Genomic DNA, 15,379 nt, shown 5'->3' on the forward strand with positions numbered 1-15,379 from the left:
TTTTCTCCGGTTTTGGGTCCCATGCTTTTGCCGCTAATGCAACTGACGAGAATGCAAAAAATCATGCAAGCGTGGCATGTTGCATAAGATAAAAACATGTTGCATAAGATAAAAACATGTTGCATAAGATAAAAAACGGTCGAACATGATTGAGTGGCCAGCACAAATAACGCCTTATTTCATTTTTCGGTTATAAGGGCTTACCAGATTGCAGCAGATAAGCGTTCTATTTGATTTTAAGTAGCATAGGTTCTGGGTATTAATGTCTGATCGACTGGTACAGACTTTGAAATTTGAATAAAGGCATGACTATTAGTGATACTCTTTTATGAACGGCCCCAGACAAACAAAGCATATAATATTCCAGACAAGTTCTTGGGTTATGCTGATTTGTGTTTTAACCTAAACCAAAGCTGTCAGGAACAGACTACATTGGCTGTGTTACACAAACGGCTAAATTAACAATCGAAGGACCCGCAATGAATTTCAGTGATAAACCCGATCGCACATCGTCGAAAGCCCAGAAATGGGAAAAATACAAAGGTACAGATATATTGCCTATGTGGATTGCGGATACTGAGTTTCGCTGTGCTGAGCCTATTTTATCTGCTTTACATCAGCGCATTGATGACGGCCTATTTGGCTATACTTTACCGGCCCACGATACCGATGCCTGTGAGGCCGTTGTAGCGTGGTGTCAACGTCGGTATAACTGGAAGATTGATCCTAGTTGGCTAGTCTGGACTCCGGGCGTGGTACCCGCATTCAATGTGGCTATTGCAGCATATTGCCAAGCAGGTGATACGATTATTGTGCAAACACCCAATTATCCTCCGATATTGGCGGCACCGGCAATCAATAATCTTAATCGGACGTGTATTGGCTCAATAGAAGTGGAAGGGCGCTGGACACTCGATTTTAATGCCTTAGAAGCGGCGGCCGCAGATCCTAAAGCCAGCTTATTTATTATGTGTAATCCAATGAATCCGCTTGGTTCAGTTTTAAACCAGGACGAATTAGATACCATTGCAGCAATATGCAGAAAACATGGCGTCATGGTGTGTTCGGATGAAATACATTGCGATCTCATTTTAGACGACGTGCCGCATTTACCCGCCAGTGCCCACCCAGAGTTGGCGGAGCATTCAGTCACATTAATGGCTGCGAGTAAAACCTTTAATATTGCTGGATTAGGTACCTCTTTCGCTATTATTCCAAACCAACAATTAAGAGCCGCTTTTAACCATGCCGCTCGTGGCAGATTGTCCTCGGTAACCGTTACTGGTCTTACCGCCACAAATGCAGCCTTTAGACATTGCGATGACTGGCATCAGCAACAAGTGACTTATTTAATCGCCAACCGCGATTATTTAGTGACTGAAATTAACAAAATCGAAGGGTTAAAAGCTATTTCACCCGCAGCGACCTTTTTACTGTGGGTTGATGCCAGCGGTTTGCAAGTTGCTGATACGCAAGCCTGGTGTGAAGCCAAAGGTGTTGGCCCATCAGCGGGCAGAGATTTTGGTTATAAAGACTGCTTTCGCTTGAATTTTGGTTGCTCACGAGATTATTTAGTCGAAGCGATTGAGAAACTCCGAGGTTGAGCCGTATAACCACCAATTAAATCTGAGTTTCTGGGCAAAAAATTTCAATATAAAGTAAAAGATTAAGGCTTTATCCAGTATTTAATCGTATGACTATAGAATAAAAATTAAAGGAACGTGTTTGACGATGACATCACCTATACACAATGCTCAAGAAATGGCTAAACAGTCCGTAAGCTTCGTTGATTCTGAAGTGTTGCGCAGAACCCCTAAACTCAGCAGTGGCACCGTAGATGATAAGCGCCAAGAAATAGCGCTTTATTTCACCAACACCTTCGACACCTACTCGCAACTGTTTGATTGTTTGCGCGACGATAGCGGCTTTTATCAAAAACCTATCCCCTTACGCCACCCACTTATTTTCTATCTTGGGCATACGGCCACTTTTTTTATCAACAAGCTACTATTGGCAAAACTGATACCCGATCGGATTAATCCTAACATGGAGTCAATTTTTGCGGTGGGCGTTGATGAAATGAGCTGGGATGATCTGTCTGAAGACAGTTATGACTGGCCCAGTGTTGCTGCGGTAAAAGACTACCGTGCAAAAGTGCGTGCCACAGTATTAAGATTAATTGATAGCTTAGACCTAGTGCTACCCATTGATTGGGAAAATACCTGGTGGCCTATCGTGATGGGAATTGAGCACGAGCGTATTCATCTTGAAACATCGTCGGTACTCATTCGCCAACATGAACTGGCTAAAGTGCAGTCATTGCCTCAATGGCACGCTTGCAAAGAGACTGGCCAGGCACCCAAAAACACACTGATAAGCGTGGCTGCTGGCTCGGTTAATCTCGGCAAATCTTTTGACAGTGACGTTTATGGCTGGGACAACGAATATGGCCAACATCAGGCTGAGGTCGCCGAATTTAAAGCCAGCCAATATTTAGTCAGTAACCAAGAGTTCCTCGAGTTTGTTGAGGCCGGGGGTTATGAGCAAAATAGTTTTTGGAGCGATGAAGGCCTTGCTTGGCGGCAGTTTACTGAGGCGAAACACCCGACTTTTTGGCGTTGGCACAATGGCTGGCGTTTACGCCTGATGACCGAAGAAATTGATATGGCTTGGGATTGGCCTGCTGAAGTTAACTATCATGAAGCAAAAGCATTTTGTGAATGGAAAACCGTAGCGACAGGGCAACAGATCCGCATGCCAACTGAAGATGAATGGCATCGTCTGTGCTCACAAGCTGGCGTTGAAGAATTAGGTGATAGCAAGGCCGATGCTAACTTGCATCTTGACCATTTTGCATCATGTTGCCCGGTAACGCGCCATCAACACGGCGATTGGTTTGATGTGGTCGGTAACGTGTGGCAATGGACCGAAACGCCGATATATCCTTTTGATGATTTTAAAGTACACCCACTTTATGATGATTTCACCACGCCGACGTTTGATGGCAAACACAATTTAATCAAAGGCGGTTCATGGATTTCAAGTGGTAACGAAACACGACTTAGTGCACGTTATGCGTTTAGGCGTCACTTCTTTCAGCATGCAGGGTTTCGCTATATTGCCTCTAATGTTGAGGCAACATCGCCTAAGGCTTACTACGAAAGTGATCAGTTGTTGTCAGAATATGCAGAGTTTCACTTTGGTGACACCTGGTATGGCGTAGAGAACTTTCCTAAAGCTTTAGCCGATATTGCACTAGCAGCAATGAAGGGTAAACCTACCGCTAAAGCACTTGATTTAGGCTGTGCGTGTGGTCGAGCTAGTTTTGAGTTGGCCCGTCAGTTTGATGACGTAGACGGTGTTGATTTTTCAGCAAACTTTACTAACCTTGCGGCTAAAATGGCGCAACAAGGCGCAGTGCGTTACGCCCGGGCTGAGGAAGGTGAGTTGGTCAGTTATCATACTCGTACCCTGCAAGAACTTGGTTTAGACGCATATGCAAACCGTGTAGCATTTCATCAAGGTGATGCCTGTAACCTTAAACCTCAATTTACGGCTTATGATTTGGTTCTCGCCGCTAATTTGATTGATAGGCTTTATCAGCCTAGCCGTTTTTTAGCGGATATCGCGCAGCGGATCAATGATGGCGGCTTGCTTGTTATTGCATCGCCTTATACGTGGTTAGAGGAGCATACACCCAAGGAAGAGTGGATAGGGGGGTTCAAAAAAGATGGCGAAAACTACAGCACATTAGATGGCTTGAAAGATCAACTATCAAGCCACTTTACGTTAGTGGGTGAACCGCGAAAAGTCCCGTTTGTGATCCGTGAAACTCAACACAAGTTTCAGCATACCTTGTCAGAACTTACGATTTGGCAGCGTTTGCCACGCTGATAAGCGCCTCAATTTCCACAGCAATCTCTTTGTGGTCTACCAGTTGTTCAAACCAGCTGGTGGCCACAGTATCGCTTTGCAATCCAAGTAAGGTTCCCAGCACGATGCTGCGATGTACATTGTCACCGCCTAAATTGGTATTCACTCGTAGTGCTTGCCAAGGATCATCTTGGTATTTACAAGCCAGATACAAGACGATAGGCCAGGAATCTGAAATATAACACGCCCTTGAAAACACCTGGCCGATAACCTGACTGTCGGGCACATTACGTTTTAACAGACCGGCTAAATTCGTACTCGTTAAGCCTATACTTGCTTCAAGTAAAAGTGCTTTAGTGCTGACTTCATCAGGTCCTTCCATCAGAGCACACAACAGTTGCACATAGCTATCACACACCCGCATTAAGGATTCATCTGGATGGGTTAAGGCCAAATGCGCTCGGCAGGCAATCTTTATATCAGCTTCGCTTATGCCCTTAAGCCGTTCTGAAAAAACCAAAGGCGCTATGGTTACCAATGCACCGATAGATGCGGTGTCGTGCGTTATCATGGCACAATTTTCAGGCGCGCGACCCTGCGCCAAATTAGCAAAAAATCCTCGATGGTAAGATTCTGCATAAGTATCAGGATGAGCAGCGGGGGACTTCGTCATAAAGTCAATGTAGGCATTAACAAATGCTTGTCGGTCATAGGCTTGTGACGAGCTTGCAAGGGTGCGCATCAAGACTCTAGCGCAATGGGCGTTTAGGGTGTTTTCACCCGCCTGCATGCCTTGATGATAATGCACATTCGGTGTGTCCCAAAACTGCGCTTTATCTTTTAAAATAATATCGCCAATTACTTGCGGCGCCTGAACGTGAGCTAAATGTCCCTTAGACGAATGCCCTTTAGACAAACTATTAGCCGATTGTCGCCCTCCTTTTTGTTTGGAGTGCAGCGACATAATCGATGAAGGGTGAAACTCAGGTGCAGCTTCAAAGCGTTGAATACCACCAGTAAAAGCACGCTCTATTTCCATTGGCTGATAATACCAATGGACTGGCATGGCTAAAGCATCAGCAATAAAACTTGTTTTTAGTGCCCAGGTTACGCGAAGTTTCTGAGAAGGGGGGGGATTCATAGTAATGCCTCACTCACATGGCCTAAAAACACTCGCAAATACATTACCTACCAAAAAATAGCTTAAAATCGATAATGAATGGGTAATTTTTTACCATGATAAGATTGATTAAAAACGTTTGTGTTCATACTGGATACGTAATTTAAACAAGATTAGATGTTTTTTAAGGTGATAGACTAAATTTACTTCGCAACCAATATATTCACTTAGACAAGCGCAACAGTTTTTTTAGCCAGTTTTAAGCCGCTAAACCAACGCTTATTAAAGATGAACTGTATAAATTTTGATAACTTGTTGGTTTATAGTTTACCCAATTATTTGTACTGATATACTCAGCTTTATCCCAATTGTTATCATAATGTGTGCCAATGCCAGTTATCACTCCTAACTTACTCCGTAGCCCTAGTTTTTTGCAGTCTCTTATCTGTTTTAGCGTGATTATCATCACCATTGCAGGAGGGCTTTTTGGTCTAGGGATCAGCCTGCACATACTGATGTTTTTGTGTCTTTTATGGGTAGGGCTTAACGCTTTTAGTCTTGGCTATGACTATATACACATACGTGAGTTAATGACTAATGCGTTGAGCAAAGCGATGCCTGCCATCTATATCTTTATATTGATCGGCATGGTGATTGCCAGTTTTATGCACAGTGGCACCATCGCTACGCTGATTTATTATGGCCTTAGCTGGTTGAGTCCAAGTTTGTTTTTGGCTGTTGGTTTATTACTGTGCGCCTTGATGTCGGTTGCAACCGGAACATCTTGGGGTACCGTTGGCACGTTAGGCGTGGTTTTTATGGGCATAGGCTCAGCGATGAATATCCCGCTACCTTTAGTTGCCGGTATGATTGTTTGCGGTGCAACCTTCGGGGATAAAATGTCACCGATTTCAGATACCACAAACCTCGCCGCGATGAGTGCTGGCACCAATATTTATCGACATATTTACTCTATGCTGTTCACCACAACGCCTACTTTTATCCTTACATTCATCATATTTTTAGTGATCGGATTTAACTATGGTGAGCAAAATCTTGATTTAACAGAAGTCACTTCAATTCAAACTGCACTTGCCAACACTTACAGCCTTACGCCACTGATTACATTATTACCCCTGATTTTACTCGCGGTATTGAGCATTAGAAAAGTGCCTGCAGAAGTGACGATGTCATGCAGCATTATACTTGCCGTGTTTATCGCCATTTTTTATCAAGGAGAGAGTGCAATCACCGTGCTTAATGCCCTGTGGGAAAATACGCCCGAATCAACGGGTATCGCCAATGTAGATGCTTTGCTGGGTCGCGGTGGTATTAGCAGCATGAGCTGGACCTTATTGCTGGCGTTAATGGCTATCGCGCTAGGCGGCATTTTGCACGGGGCAGGATTTCTCACCGCACTATTAGCGGGCATCATAAAAAGAGTGCAACGCACCGCTACCCTTATTGCCACGACGATTATGTCGGGCTTTTTAGGTAACATTGCCATGGGCGAAGCCTATATTTCTATTATTCTAAGTTGCCAATTGTTTAAGCCTAAATATGAACAACAAAATTTAGAGCCTGCCATTCTTTCGCGCTCAGTGGAAGAAGGAGCTACGATGACCACAGGCCTTATTCCGTGGACCACGGCCGGTGCATTTTATACTGCAACGCTAGGGGTGGACGTGCTTGATTACGCGCCTTATGCATTTTTCAACTACCTCAATGCCATTATTGCAGTGGCAATGGCCGCTGTCGGCATTGGTCTTCTCAAACCGAAACCTGATGTGGCATAAAGTATATTCATCTCATATTAATCTATCGGGCTTTTAGTGTTAATACGCATTGATTTAAATCAATGCTTGAGTTGAATCGACCGCGGTGATGTTTAACAGACGTTATAGACTATACCACACGTATTACTCCCCCCTTAATTAGGGAATAATATGTGTGGCTAATGTCTGATTGAATCGATAAATCCGTGGTTAGAACTGGCTCCAAGATTGAGCTGTTCATCGTGGAGTGTTTTTGCTTTTCAATAGAACTGAGTTTAATTTTCTCTACGCTAAGTATATTCAAACTCACCTAGTAACCATATTTTGAACGAACTCGTGGCGCGAGGTATTATTATTTAACGCCTATTATTTGCCAGAGGCCATAAACTCAAACTCTGTTAGGCAGGTGATAATCGGGTAAACTCACCTAAGAGTTCGAAACTGGATCATTTACTTAGTATAAGGTGATTGGCCGACTTCTTCTGCAACTAACCATACTCGCATATCAAATTCTAATTGGTGGTAATCAGCGAGCATATAAGTGCATAACTGATAGAAAGCTTTGTTGTGTTCTTTCTCGCGTAGGTGAGCCAGTTCATGTACCACCACCATTTGTAATAATTCAAATGGAATGTGCTTTAAGTGTGAGGCAATACGAATTTCATTTTTGGCTTTAACTTTATTACCCTGGCGGCGATTAACATAAGAATGTAATCCCAGTGCATGATGGCTTAAGCTGATTTTTTCATCAAAAATAACTTTGGCTAATGGATCTGACTGCCGCATATAGGTATTTTTTAATTCGATTGCCATAGCATACAAGGCTTTATCTGTACGTACTTCGTGTACTTTTGGATAGCGGGTTAGAAAATGTGCAGCTAATTCGTTAGCATCAACTAATTGGCGGATTTTATCAACCACGTCAGGTAGATAGCCATTTAGATAGCGTAAGGCACTCTGTTCACTTTGTTGCTTTTTGATGTCTGCGCTAGTGATTAACAGGCTAAGATCTGCTTTGGGTTTTAATGATTGGCTCGCCGACTTGACCGGCATTTTAGGTGGGGCTTTGAGCGTTTTAGATTTAGTGTCTGGCATAGATCAACTGATTAGTTTTGGCGTTACCATTATCTTTTTACAGAATTGGTAACGCCACAATAGAACGACAGCAGTGGGTTACACTTTACCGAAAATGAGTCGGTTATGCTGAACATAAGCAACGTCAAAGGCATTAAGCTGGACGCGTTTTAGGTCTAATGATTCAAAATCAACTTGTGGCGGGTTGCGCTTTAATTGCTCTTTAATGGTCAAAGGAGAAATAAGCGAAACAGGAAGGTCCATTAGCTGAAGTGTTGCTTCAAGTTTAAAGCTGGTGGCACTGCCAGCAAACTTACCTTTTTGTTCACGTTCAATAATAGCAATTTCATCAACTTTGTAATCGCTCATGAGTTTTTTAAACGCAAAATCAAACTCACGAATAGATTCCGTGCTAGCCGATTGTGAAATACTGAATGAAACTTTACGACATGCTGGCACGTTATAAGTTTCGCCTTCATAGGTCAGTAAACAGATAATGGCTTCGCCGCCTTTTAATTCCATACCACAAATTTTCATGTTAATCCTTACTGGTTTATTCATACGAGAGTGCCGCTGGCCATACTCGTTATTGTTCATTTGTAGTAGGGCAGTTTACTGCCCTACATTGATTATGTTGTTATCGCCGTTTATCAGCGATTCAGTGTAATTTAGTCTTCTGTTGTGCCGTCTTCTTCAATGATGACAATCGGTTTCACTTTACGACGGACAGGCGCATCACCTACATCGACACCAGTAATAAAGCGTTTATCACTTTTAGGTGCGGCTTTAGGTTTTTTAACCGCGCTAACTCTATTGCTGACCACGGCTGCTTTTGCACTGGTACCGGCTTTGCCTGTTTGAGGCTTATCTTTTAGGCCGTTAAATTTGGCCTTTAAGCCTTCAATCACAGTGAGGTCGAAGTTTTTACGTAAAAACAATTGTACTTTTTTAAAGCTGTCCCAATCTTTAGGACCCACAAATGACACCGCATCGCCTTTAGCGCCCGCACGGCCAGTACGACCAATACGGTGGACGTATTCTTCAGCAAACTTTGGCATATCAAAGTTAATGACTAATGATACGTTGATTAAATCAAGGCCGCGTGATGCCACATCTGTTGTCACTAATATTTTTGATTGGCCGCGAGCAAATTGATCCATAATCTGGTTACGAGCCGATTGCTTTAAATCACCACTGAGTGCTGAGGTGGCAAAACCTTCTGCGGCTAGCAATGTCGCCAAACGGTCCGTATCTGAACGCGTAGCGGTAAATACAATCACTTGCTTGTGTTGTTCTTGACTTAAAATATGCTGTAGCAAGGCTTGTTTATGGTCTAAATGGTCAACCAAAATAATTCGTTGCTCAATATCTTTATGTTCAGTGTAAGACTCACCGATAGACACATGGCTTGGTGTTTTGAGCAATGTTGTTGCAATGTCACCGATGCTTTCATGATCTAACGTAGCTGAAAACATTAACGTTTGGCGTCGCTTATGGTCGGCTGCATCATTAATGGCTTTTAGCTGTGGTGCAAAACCTAAATCGAGCATACGGTCAGCTTCGTCAAGAACCAGTAATTCTAAGCCATTTAAATATAAGTGACGTTGCTGTAAGTGATCTGCAATACGTCCCGGTGTGGCAACAATAAAGTGCGGGTCTCTAGATAAGGCTTTAGCTTGATCGTTAAAGTTCTCACCGCCAAGGACACTAATGGCCTTATATTGGGTATTGGCGACTAACAAACGTAATTGGCCATAAACTTGTTGGGCCAGTTCTCGTGTCGGTAGCAAAATAAGTACCCGAGGATCTTTTTTCGACAATGCTCTGGTAGATATTACCCGTTGCATTGCTGGCAATAAAAACGCTAAGGTTTTACCTGAGCCGGTTTTAGACGATGCCATTAAATCTTTACCTGATAAGGCAATGGGAAGTGCTTGCGCTTGAACATCGGTAGGCGTAGAAATGCCAAGGTGCTTTAAACTGTCAAGCAGGCGCTTGTCCAACGAAAAATCGGTAAATTGCAAAGGTAAATCCCCTAAAAAATGATAGCCGACGATTATAGCTGTTTCACCTTGCTATAGCCAACAAGAGTCGCTTTAGTTATGCTATTTTTTAGCATTATATTATTGCCTGCGTTTGGCATCACGATGGGATAATTTAGCCGGATGTTGTCGTAAAAGTTTATATATCAAGTATGGAAGGAACAAAGATGACAAAGCTCACCGTGGGATTAGCGCTAGGCAGCGGAGCCGCTAAAGGTTGGGCACATATTGGGGTATTGAATGGGTTAGCCAAACTAGATATTTATCCAGATAAAATTGCTGGGTGTTCAGTGGGTGCATTAGTGGGCGCAGCGTATGCCAATAATCATTTGGATGAACTTGAATCTTGGGTGAGTGGCTTTTCAAGTTGGGATGTTCTGGGGTTAATGGATTTAGGTTGGCGTAAAGGTGGACTTATTAGTGGCGAAAAAGTATTTGATGTATTGGCTAATCGTATTGGTGACCTTAACATTGAACAGCTGAATCGTCCCTTTGCTGCAGTCGCGACCGATTTATATTCAGGGCAAGAGATTTGGTTTAAAGAAGGCGACTTACGCCATGCGGTTCGGGCTTCATGTTCAATGCCCGGTTTTTTACCACCTGTGCAGCAAGGTAATCGTTGGGTTGTAGATGGCGCAGTGGTTAACCCTGTGCCGGTTTCATTGGCGCGTTCTATGGGGGTTGACGTAGTTATTGCGGTGGATTTAAACGGTCATCGCCGCGGCCATATGCACTTGATCCCTGAACAAGTTAAAAGTCGTAAAGCCAGTAAGTCAGAACCTATTGATGAAAAGCGTGAACTTGAGTCTGGCTTTATGGATTTATGGGGCAAAGGCAAAGAATACATGAGTGGTTTAACCGACAAGCTTGCTATGGGCAGTTCAAAATCTCATCCAGGTATGTTGGCGGTGATGTCGCAATCGATGGATATTTTAGAACAACGGCATAAACGCTCGCGTTTAATGGGCGAGCCACCTGATATTTGTATTGTGCCTAATGTAGGCGAAATTGGCACCATGGAGTTTCATCGTGCCAAAGAAGCGATTAAAGCAGGTGAGCAGGCAGTAAAAGATATCCAACACTTAATTGAAGCAACCTTAAAGTAACGCTTAAGCGGTAGCGATCATTGATGGTGTGTTTTTTATAAATACCCCCGTTCGCTACTGCGGCGTTAACGCTTATTATCAAATGGCCGCGTGTAATGTAGCGTAATGTATTTTATTAAATGGATGCTTGTTGCCTAACCAATACATGTCATGAAGTCTAGGTAGGTTATGCAAACAAGCGTGCCGCCTCGTCTGTGCTCATTATCGTAATTAGCCATTCACCATTTACGAACAGCAATAAATCATTATTTTGGGTTGTAAAATACCACCGCCTAGGTGTTTACTGATAAGTTTGTTGATTAAAAATATTTTACCATCCCCCAAAGTATGCCAGAAGGTATCTTATACCCGTCAATTTTTTCTATTTTTAGCCATTGTTATTCTCGCTCAGAATTACCCACTACGCCTACAATATCTATTGCTGATAGCAAGCTTTTTTTCAATATTAAGTACTGCCGATAATTATGATCTGGATCAAAGTAATGCTCAGCGTTAATGTATTTAATACACATCATATTGTGTTGTTAGTAAATTAAATCGCTATATGTAGTGCTTTAAAAGGATGGTTGTATGCTCGTAGTCGTGAAGAGAGATGGTTGCCGAACAGCGTTTGATGGATGTAGGATCAAAGAGGCTGTGGTAGCTGCAATGGAGTCTGCCGGTCAAGCTGATCATCAATATGCGCAGCAATTAGCGCAAATAGTTGAACAACAAATGGCGGCAAAAACCGAAGTAGATATTCACGAACTACAAGATGCAGTCGAAAATTTATTAATGTCTGGGCCTTTTAAGTCGGTGGCACGTCATTACATTGAATATCGACACGATCGTGACACTCATCGTGAGACTCAAAGTAAATTAAATTGTGCTATTCGCGGCCTGGTTGAGCAATCAGACAGTGCCATTTTAAATGAAAATGCCAATAAAGATGCCAAAGTAATTCCCACTCAACGAGACTTGTTAGCGGGTATTGTTGCCAAGCATTACGCTAAAACTCACTTATTACCTAAAGATGTGGTGACCGCTCATGAAAAAGGTGAAATCCATTATCACGATTTAGATTATGCGCCATTTTTCCCCATGTTTAACTGCATGCTAATCGATTTGGGAGGCATGTTAACTCATGGCTTTAAAATGGGTAATGCTGAAATTGAGCCGCCTAAATCAATCTCGACGGCAACGGCAGTAACAGCGCAAATTATTGCCCAGGTTGCGAGCCATATTTATGGCGGAACCACCATTAACCGTATTGATGAAGTGTTAGCTGAGTTCGTGCAGATTAGTTATCAAAAGCACCTTAGCGTGGCTAAAAAATGGCAAGTGGCCGATGTAGAAGGTTATGCGATGACGCAAACCGAAAAAGAGTGTCATGACGCATTTCAGTCACTGGAATATGAAGTCAACACCTTGCATACCGCTAATGGCCAAACCCCGTTTGTTACCTTTGGTTTTGGTTTGGGGGTGTCGTGGGAGTCGCGGTTAATTCAGCAGTCTATGTTAACGGTGCGCATGGCTGGTTTAGGTAAAAACCGTAAAACGGCAGTGTTTCCTAAATTGGTGTTTGCGATCAAAGATGGTGTTAATCATAAACCCGCAGATGCCAATTACGACATTAAAAAGATGGCGTTAACCTGTTCAACCATGCGCATGTATCCGGATATTTTAAATTATGATCAAGTGGTTAAAGTCACTGGTTCATTTAAAACCCCGATGGGTTGTCGCTCCTTTTTGGGCGTTTATGAACAAGACGGTCAAATGGTACACGAAGGACGTAATAATTTAGGTGTGGTTAGCCTTAACTTACCGCGCATTGCATTAGAAGCAGGTAAAGATGAACAACGTTTTTATCAATTACTCGATGAGCGTTTGTTGATTGCTCGCAAAGCATTAGATACGCGTATTGCGCGCTTAGCGGGTGTAAAAGCCCGAGTGGCACCAATCCTTTATATGGAAGGCGCTTGCGGCGTACGTTTAAAGGCCGATGATGATGTTAGCGACATTTTTAAAAATGGCCGAGCATCAATTTCGTTAGGTTTTATTGGTCTGCATGAAACGGTTAATGCTTTATATGACAATGCTGAACATGTGTTTGATAATGCTCAACTACGTGATAAAGCCGTTGCCATTATTACTCATCTAAAGCAAGCCACTGAATCTTGGAAGCAACAAACCGGTTATGGTTTTAGTTTGTACAGTACCCCGAGTGAAAATTTATGCAGTCGTTTTTGTCAGCTAGATACTGCTCAGTTTGGGGTCGTGCCAGGGGTGACCGATAAAGGTTATTACACTAATAGCTTCCATTTAGATGTTGAAAAGAAAGTTAATCCATACGATAAGATTGATTTTGAACAACCTTATCCGGCTATCGCCAATGGTGGATTTATTTGTTACGGCGAATTTCCTAATATGCAAAATAACATTGAAGCACTGGAAAATGTTTGGGACTACAGTTACAGCAGAGTGCCATATTACGGCACTAATACCCCAATAGATGAGTGTTACGATTGTGGCTATATTGGTGAGTTTAATTGTACCAGTAAGGGGTTTGTCTGCCCCAAATGTGGCAATCATGAGCCAAGTAGGGTATCGGTTACCCGCCGTGTATGTGGTTATTTAGGCAGTCCTGACGCTAGGCCGTTTAACTTTGGTAAGCAAGAAGAAGTAAAACGCAGAGTGAAGCATTTATAATGTATTACAGTGCTTATCATAGTATTGATGTGATCAACGGTGAGGGCACCCGCTGTACGTTATTTGTCAGCGGCTGCGAACATGCTTGTAAGGGGTGCTATAACCAAAGTGCTTGGCGAGTAGATGCAGGACATGTATTTAGCCAAGCGTTAGAAGATCAAATTATGGCTGATTTAACCGACAGTCGTATTTATCGTCGTGGCTTATCGCTAAGTGGTGGTGATCCGCTGCATCCAGCTAACCTAGAAGCTATATTGGCATTGGTTACTAGGGTAAAGGCGGAATGTCCCGAAAAAGATATTTGGTTATGGACTGGTTATCAACTAGGCGAGCTAACGCCACAGCAACAAGCTGTGGTTGAGTTAGTGGATGTGTTGATAGACGGTAAGTTTGAACAAGATAAAGCCGATCCTGCGCTATTGTGGCGCGGCAGCAGTAATCAAATTATTCATCATGTTAATCGCGAGTAATACCGAGCGTATTTCGATAGCGTTTAGTGCGTTGCTTAGTGTTAAATTGATCAACAATTAAGCTCCACACTGGCGAGTCGTTTGTCTGCGGGGTTTGCCCCTGGCTCATGCGCCTTAATTGGCGTTTAATAATGGCCATAGTGGCTAAACCCGCAAGGGGCTTACTTTGCCAATTAACACTTGGTAGCGACGGCGTAAAATCTGGCTGGTTTTGCCATAATGTCGGCAATGCAGGGTAAAACGCTAATGCACTGGCTATGCCGCATAATGCGAACCCGGCATTAATGACCTGCTCGGCAACAACTTTACGGCGGATCCCACCTGTTAACATTAACGGCATGGGTGAGCGGGTGACTAACTGTTCGGTTAATGTTAAAAAATAAGCTTCACGGGCTAATGTTCGCTCATCAGCACTGCGCCCTTGCATCGCTGGCGCTTCATAACTTCCGCCCGATAATTCGACCATGTCCACTTGATACTGCGCCAGCATGTTAATCACTTTTTCTGCATCATCAATATCAAAACCACCCCGCTGAAAATCTGCTGAGTTAAGCTTTATCGCAATATCAAAATGGGCGCCACACTTAAGCCTAACTTGCTTGATCACCTCGATTAATAACCTGGATCTGTTTTCTAAACTGCCGCCCCATTCATCGTTACGTTGATTGGTTAATGGCGATAAAAATTGCGCCAGTAAATAACCGTGAGCAGCATGAATTTGTACTCCATCAAATCCTGCTTGTTGAGCCAGTTCTGCTGTGGTGACAAAGCGAGTGATCACATCATTAATATTTGCGCTGGTCATGGCTTGTGGCTTGGAAAACATTGATGAATGCTTACCAAGGTCCAATGCTATTGCTGATGGTGCTAGGTTTTTACCACCCATAGCTTTAAAGACTTGCCTACCAGGATGATTAAGTTGCATCCACACTCTAGCCTGTTTTTGTTTGGCGATACTGGCCCATTGCTTAAATGGGGCTAAATCACTGCCAGCGTCTAATGCCACTCCGCCAGGACCTGTCATGGCAAAGCGGTCGATCATTACGTTACCGGTAATGATCAACCCCACCCCGCCTTTGGCCCATGCGCCGTAAAGCGCGAATAAGGCGGCATCTGGTTGTTGTTGTATATTGGCGAGGTTTTCTTCCATAGCCGCTTTGACAAGGCGATTAGGGATTATCCCGCCGTTAGGTAATGAATAGGGGGTAAACAGGTTATCAACCATGAAAGT

The 15,379-nt window shown here is 43.2% G+C and carries 11 protein-coding genes; 6 read left to right on the forward strand and 5 right to left on the reverse strand.

Features of this window, described 5'->3' with window-relative positions; all coding sequences use genetic code 11:
• Nucleotides 1–479: 479 nt before the first annotated feature.
• Together EGC82_RS08845 and ovoA are read left to right on the forward strand one after the other, a co-directional pair.
• Nucleotides 480–1,604, forward strand: coding sequence for a MalY/PatB family protein (locus EGC82_RS08845; protein WP_124730432.1), 1,125 nt, complete (start codon nucleotides 480–482; stop codon nucleotides 1,602–1,604).
• Nucleotides 1,605–1,731: 127 nt separating this feature from the next.
• Nucleotides 1,732–3,894: a 5-histidylcysteine sulfoxide synthase gene (gene ovoA, locus EGC82_RS08850; protein WP_208646939.1), complete on the forward strand. Its 2,163-nt coding sequence runs from the start codon at nucleotides 1,732–1,734 to the stop codon at nucleotides 3,892–3,894.
• Here the strand turns inward: ovoA and EGC82_RS08855 are convergent.
• Nucleotides 3,866–5,014 (reverse strand): ADP-ribosylglycohydrolase family protein, encoded by a 1,149-nt coding sequence (locus EGC82_RS08855; RefSeq protein WP_124730433.1) that lies wholly within the window; start codon nucleotides 5,012–5,014, stop codon nucleotides 3,866–3,868. The genes ovoA and EGC82_RS08855 overlap by 29 nt on opposite strands.
• 368 nt (nucleotides 5,015–5,382) lie before the next feature.
• On the opposite strand from EGC82_RS08855, the gene nhaC reads away from it, so the two are divergent.
• Complete coding sequence (nhaC, locus tag EGC82_RS08860; protein WP_208646940.1) at nucleotides 5,383–6,789, forward strand: Na+/H+ antiporter NhaC; 1,407 nt, start codon at nucleotides 5,383–5,385, stop codon at nucleotides 6,787–6,789.
• A 429-nt stretch (nucleotides 6,790–7,218) separates the two neighbouring features.
• On the opposite strand, the gene EGC82_RS08865 is transcribed toward nhaC, so the two are convergent.
• The 3 genes from EGC82_RS08865 to EGC82_RS08875 all read right to left on the reverse strand — a co-directional run bounded on the left by EGC82_RS08865 (nucleotide 7,219) and on the right by EGC82_RS08875 (nucleotide 9,866).
• Complete coding sequence (locus EGC82_RS08865) at nucleotides 7,219–7,821, reverse strand: YgjP-like metallopeptidase domain-containing protein (RefSeq protein WP_124732608.1); 603 nt, start codon at nucleotides 7,819–7,821, stop codon at nucleotides 7,219–7,221.
• A 120-nt stretch (nucleotides 7,822–7,941) separates the two neighbouring features.
• Entirely contained in the window at nucleotides 7,942–8,379 is a 438-nt protein-coding gene (locus EGC82_RS08870) for a DUF3010 family protein (RefSeq protein ID WP_124730434.1), read from the reverse strand.
• Nucleotides 8,380–8,510: 131 nt separating this feature from the next.
• On the reverse strand, nucleotides 8,511–9,866 hold the full coding sequence (locus tag EGC82_RS08875; protein WP_124730435.1) for a DEAD/DEAH box helicase: 1,356 nt from the start codon (nucleotides 9,864–9,866) through the stop codon (nucleotides 8,511–8,513).
• A gap of 185 nt (nucleotides 9,867–10,051) precedes the next feature.
• Here EGC82_RS08875 and rssA point away from each other — a divergent pair, with 185 nt between their 5' ends.
• The 3 genes from rssA to nrdG all read left to right on the forward strand — a co-directional run bounded on the left by rssA (nucleotide 10,052) and on the right by nrdG (nucleotide 14,148).
• Complete coding sequence (gene rssA, locus EGC82_RS08880; protein ID WP_124730436.1) at nucleotides 10,052–10,990, forward strand: patatin-like phospholipase RssA; 939 nt, start codon at nucleotides 10,052–10,054, stop codon at nucleotides 10,988–10,990.
• A 570-nt stretch (nucleotides 10,991–11,560) separates the two neighbouring features.
• Nucleotides 11,561–13,678, forward strand: a complete 2,118-nt coding sequence (gene nrdD, locus EGC82_RS08885) for an anaerobic ribonucleoside-triphosphate reductase (RefSeq protein ID WP_124730437.1) — start codon at nucleotides 11,561–11,563, stop codon at nucleotides 13,676–13,678.
• Entirely contained in the window at nucleotides 13,678–14,148 is a 471-nt protein-coding gene (gene nrdG, locus EGC82_RS08890; RefSeq protein WP_124730438.1) for an anaerobic ribonucleoside-triphosphate reductase-activating protein, read from the forward strand. The genes nrdD and nrdG overlap by 1 nt, the downstream gene beginning before the upstream one ends.
• Here nrdG and EGC82_RS08895 read toward each other — a convergent pair.
• Entirely contained in the window at nucleotides 14,135–15,373 is a 1,239-nt protein-coding gene (locus EGC82_RS08895; RefSeq protein WP_124730439.1) for an NADH:flavin oxidoreductase/NADH oxidase family protein, read from the reverse strand. The two genes, nrdG and EGC82_RS08895, sit on opposite strands and share 14 nt — an antisense overlap.
• Nucleotides 15,374–15,379 lie beyond the last annotated feature (6 nt).

This window comes from Shewanella livingstonensis (assembly GCF_003855395.1).
GTDB classification, from domain to species: domain Bacteria; phylum Pseudomonadota; class Gammaproteobacteria; order Enterobacterales; family Shewanellaceae; genus Shewanella; species Shewanella livingstonensis.

Bases quoted from the DNA above. Each gene is read 5' to 3' on its own strand.
- EGC82_RS08870 (WP_124730434.1), bottom strand. From the start codon at position 8,379: ATGAAAATTTGTGGTATGGAATTAAAAGGCGGCGAAGCCATTATCTGT.
- EGC82_RS08865 (WP_124732608.1), bottom strand. From the start codon at position 7,821: ATGCCGGTCAAGTCGGCGAGCCAATCATTAAAACCCAAAGCAGATCTT.
- ovoA (WP_208646939.1), top strand. From the start codon at position 1,732: ATGACATCACCTATACACAATGCTCAAGAAATGGCTAAACAGTCCGTA.
- nrdD (WP_124730437.1), top strand. From the start codon at position 11,561: ATGCTCGTAGTCGTGAAGAGAGATGGTTGCCGAACAGCGTTTGATGGA.
- nhaC (WP_208646940.1), top strand. From the start codon at position 5,383: ATGCCAGTTATCACTCCTAACTTACTCCGTAGCCCTAGTTTTTTGCAG.
- nrdG (WP_124730438.1), top strand. From the start codon at position 13,678: ATGTATTACAGTGCTTATCATAGTATTGATGTGATCAACGGTGAGGGC.
- EGC82_RS08855 (WP_124730433.1), bottom strand. From the start codon at position 5,014: ATGAATCCCCCCCCTTCTCAGAAACTTCGCGTAACCTGGGCACTAAAA.
- EGC82_RS08895 (WP_124730439.1), bottom strand. From the start codon at position 15,373: ATGGTTGATAACCTGTTTACCCCCTATTCATTACCTAACGGCGGGATA.
- rssA (WP_124730436.1), top strand. From the start codon at position 10,052: ATGACAAAGCTCACCGTGGGATTAGCGCTAGGCAGCGGAGCCGCTAAA.
- EGC82_RS08845 (WP_124730432.1), top strand. From the start codon at position 480: ATGAATTTCAGTGATAAACCCGATCGCACATCGTCGAAAGCCCAGAAA.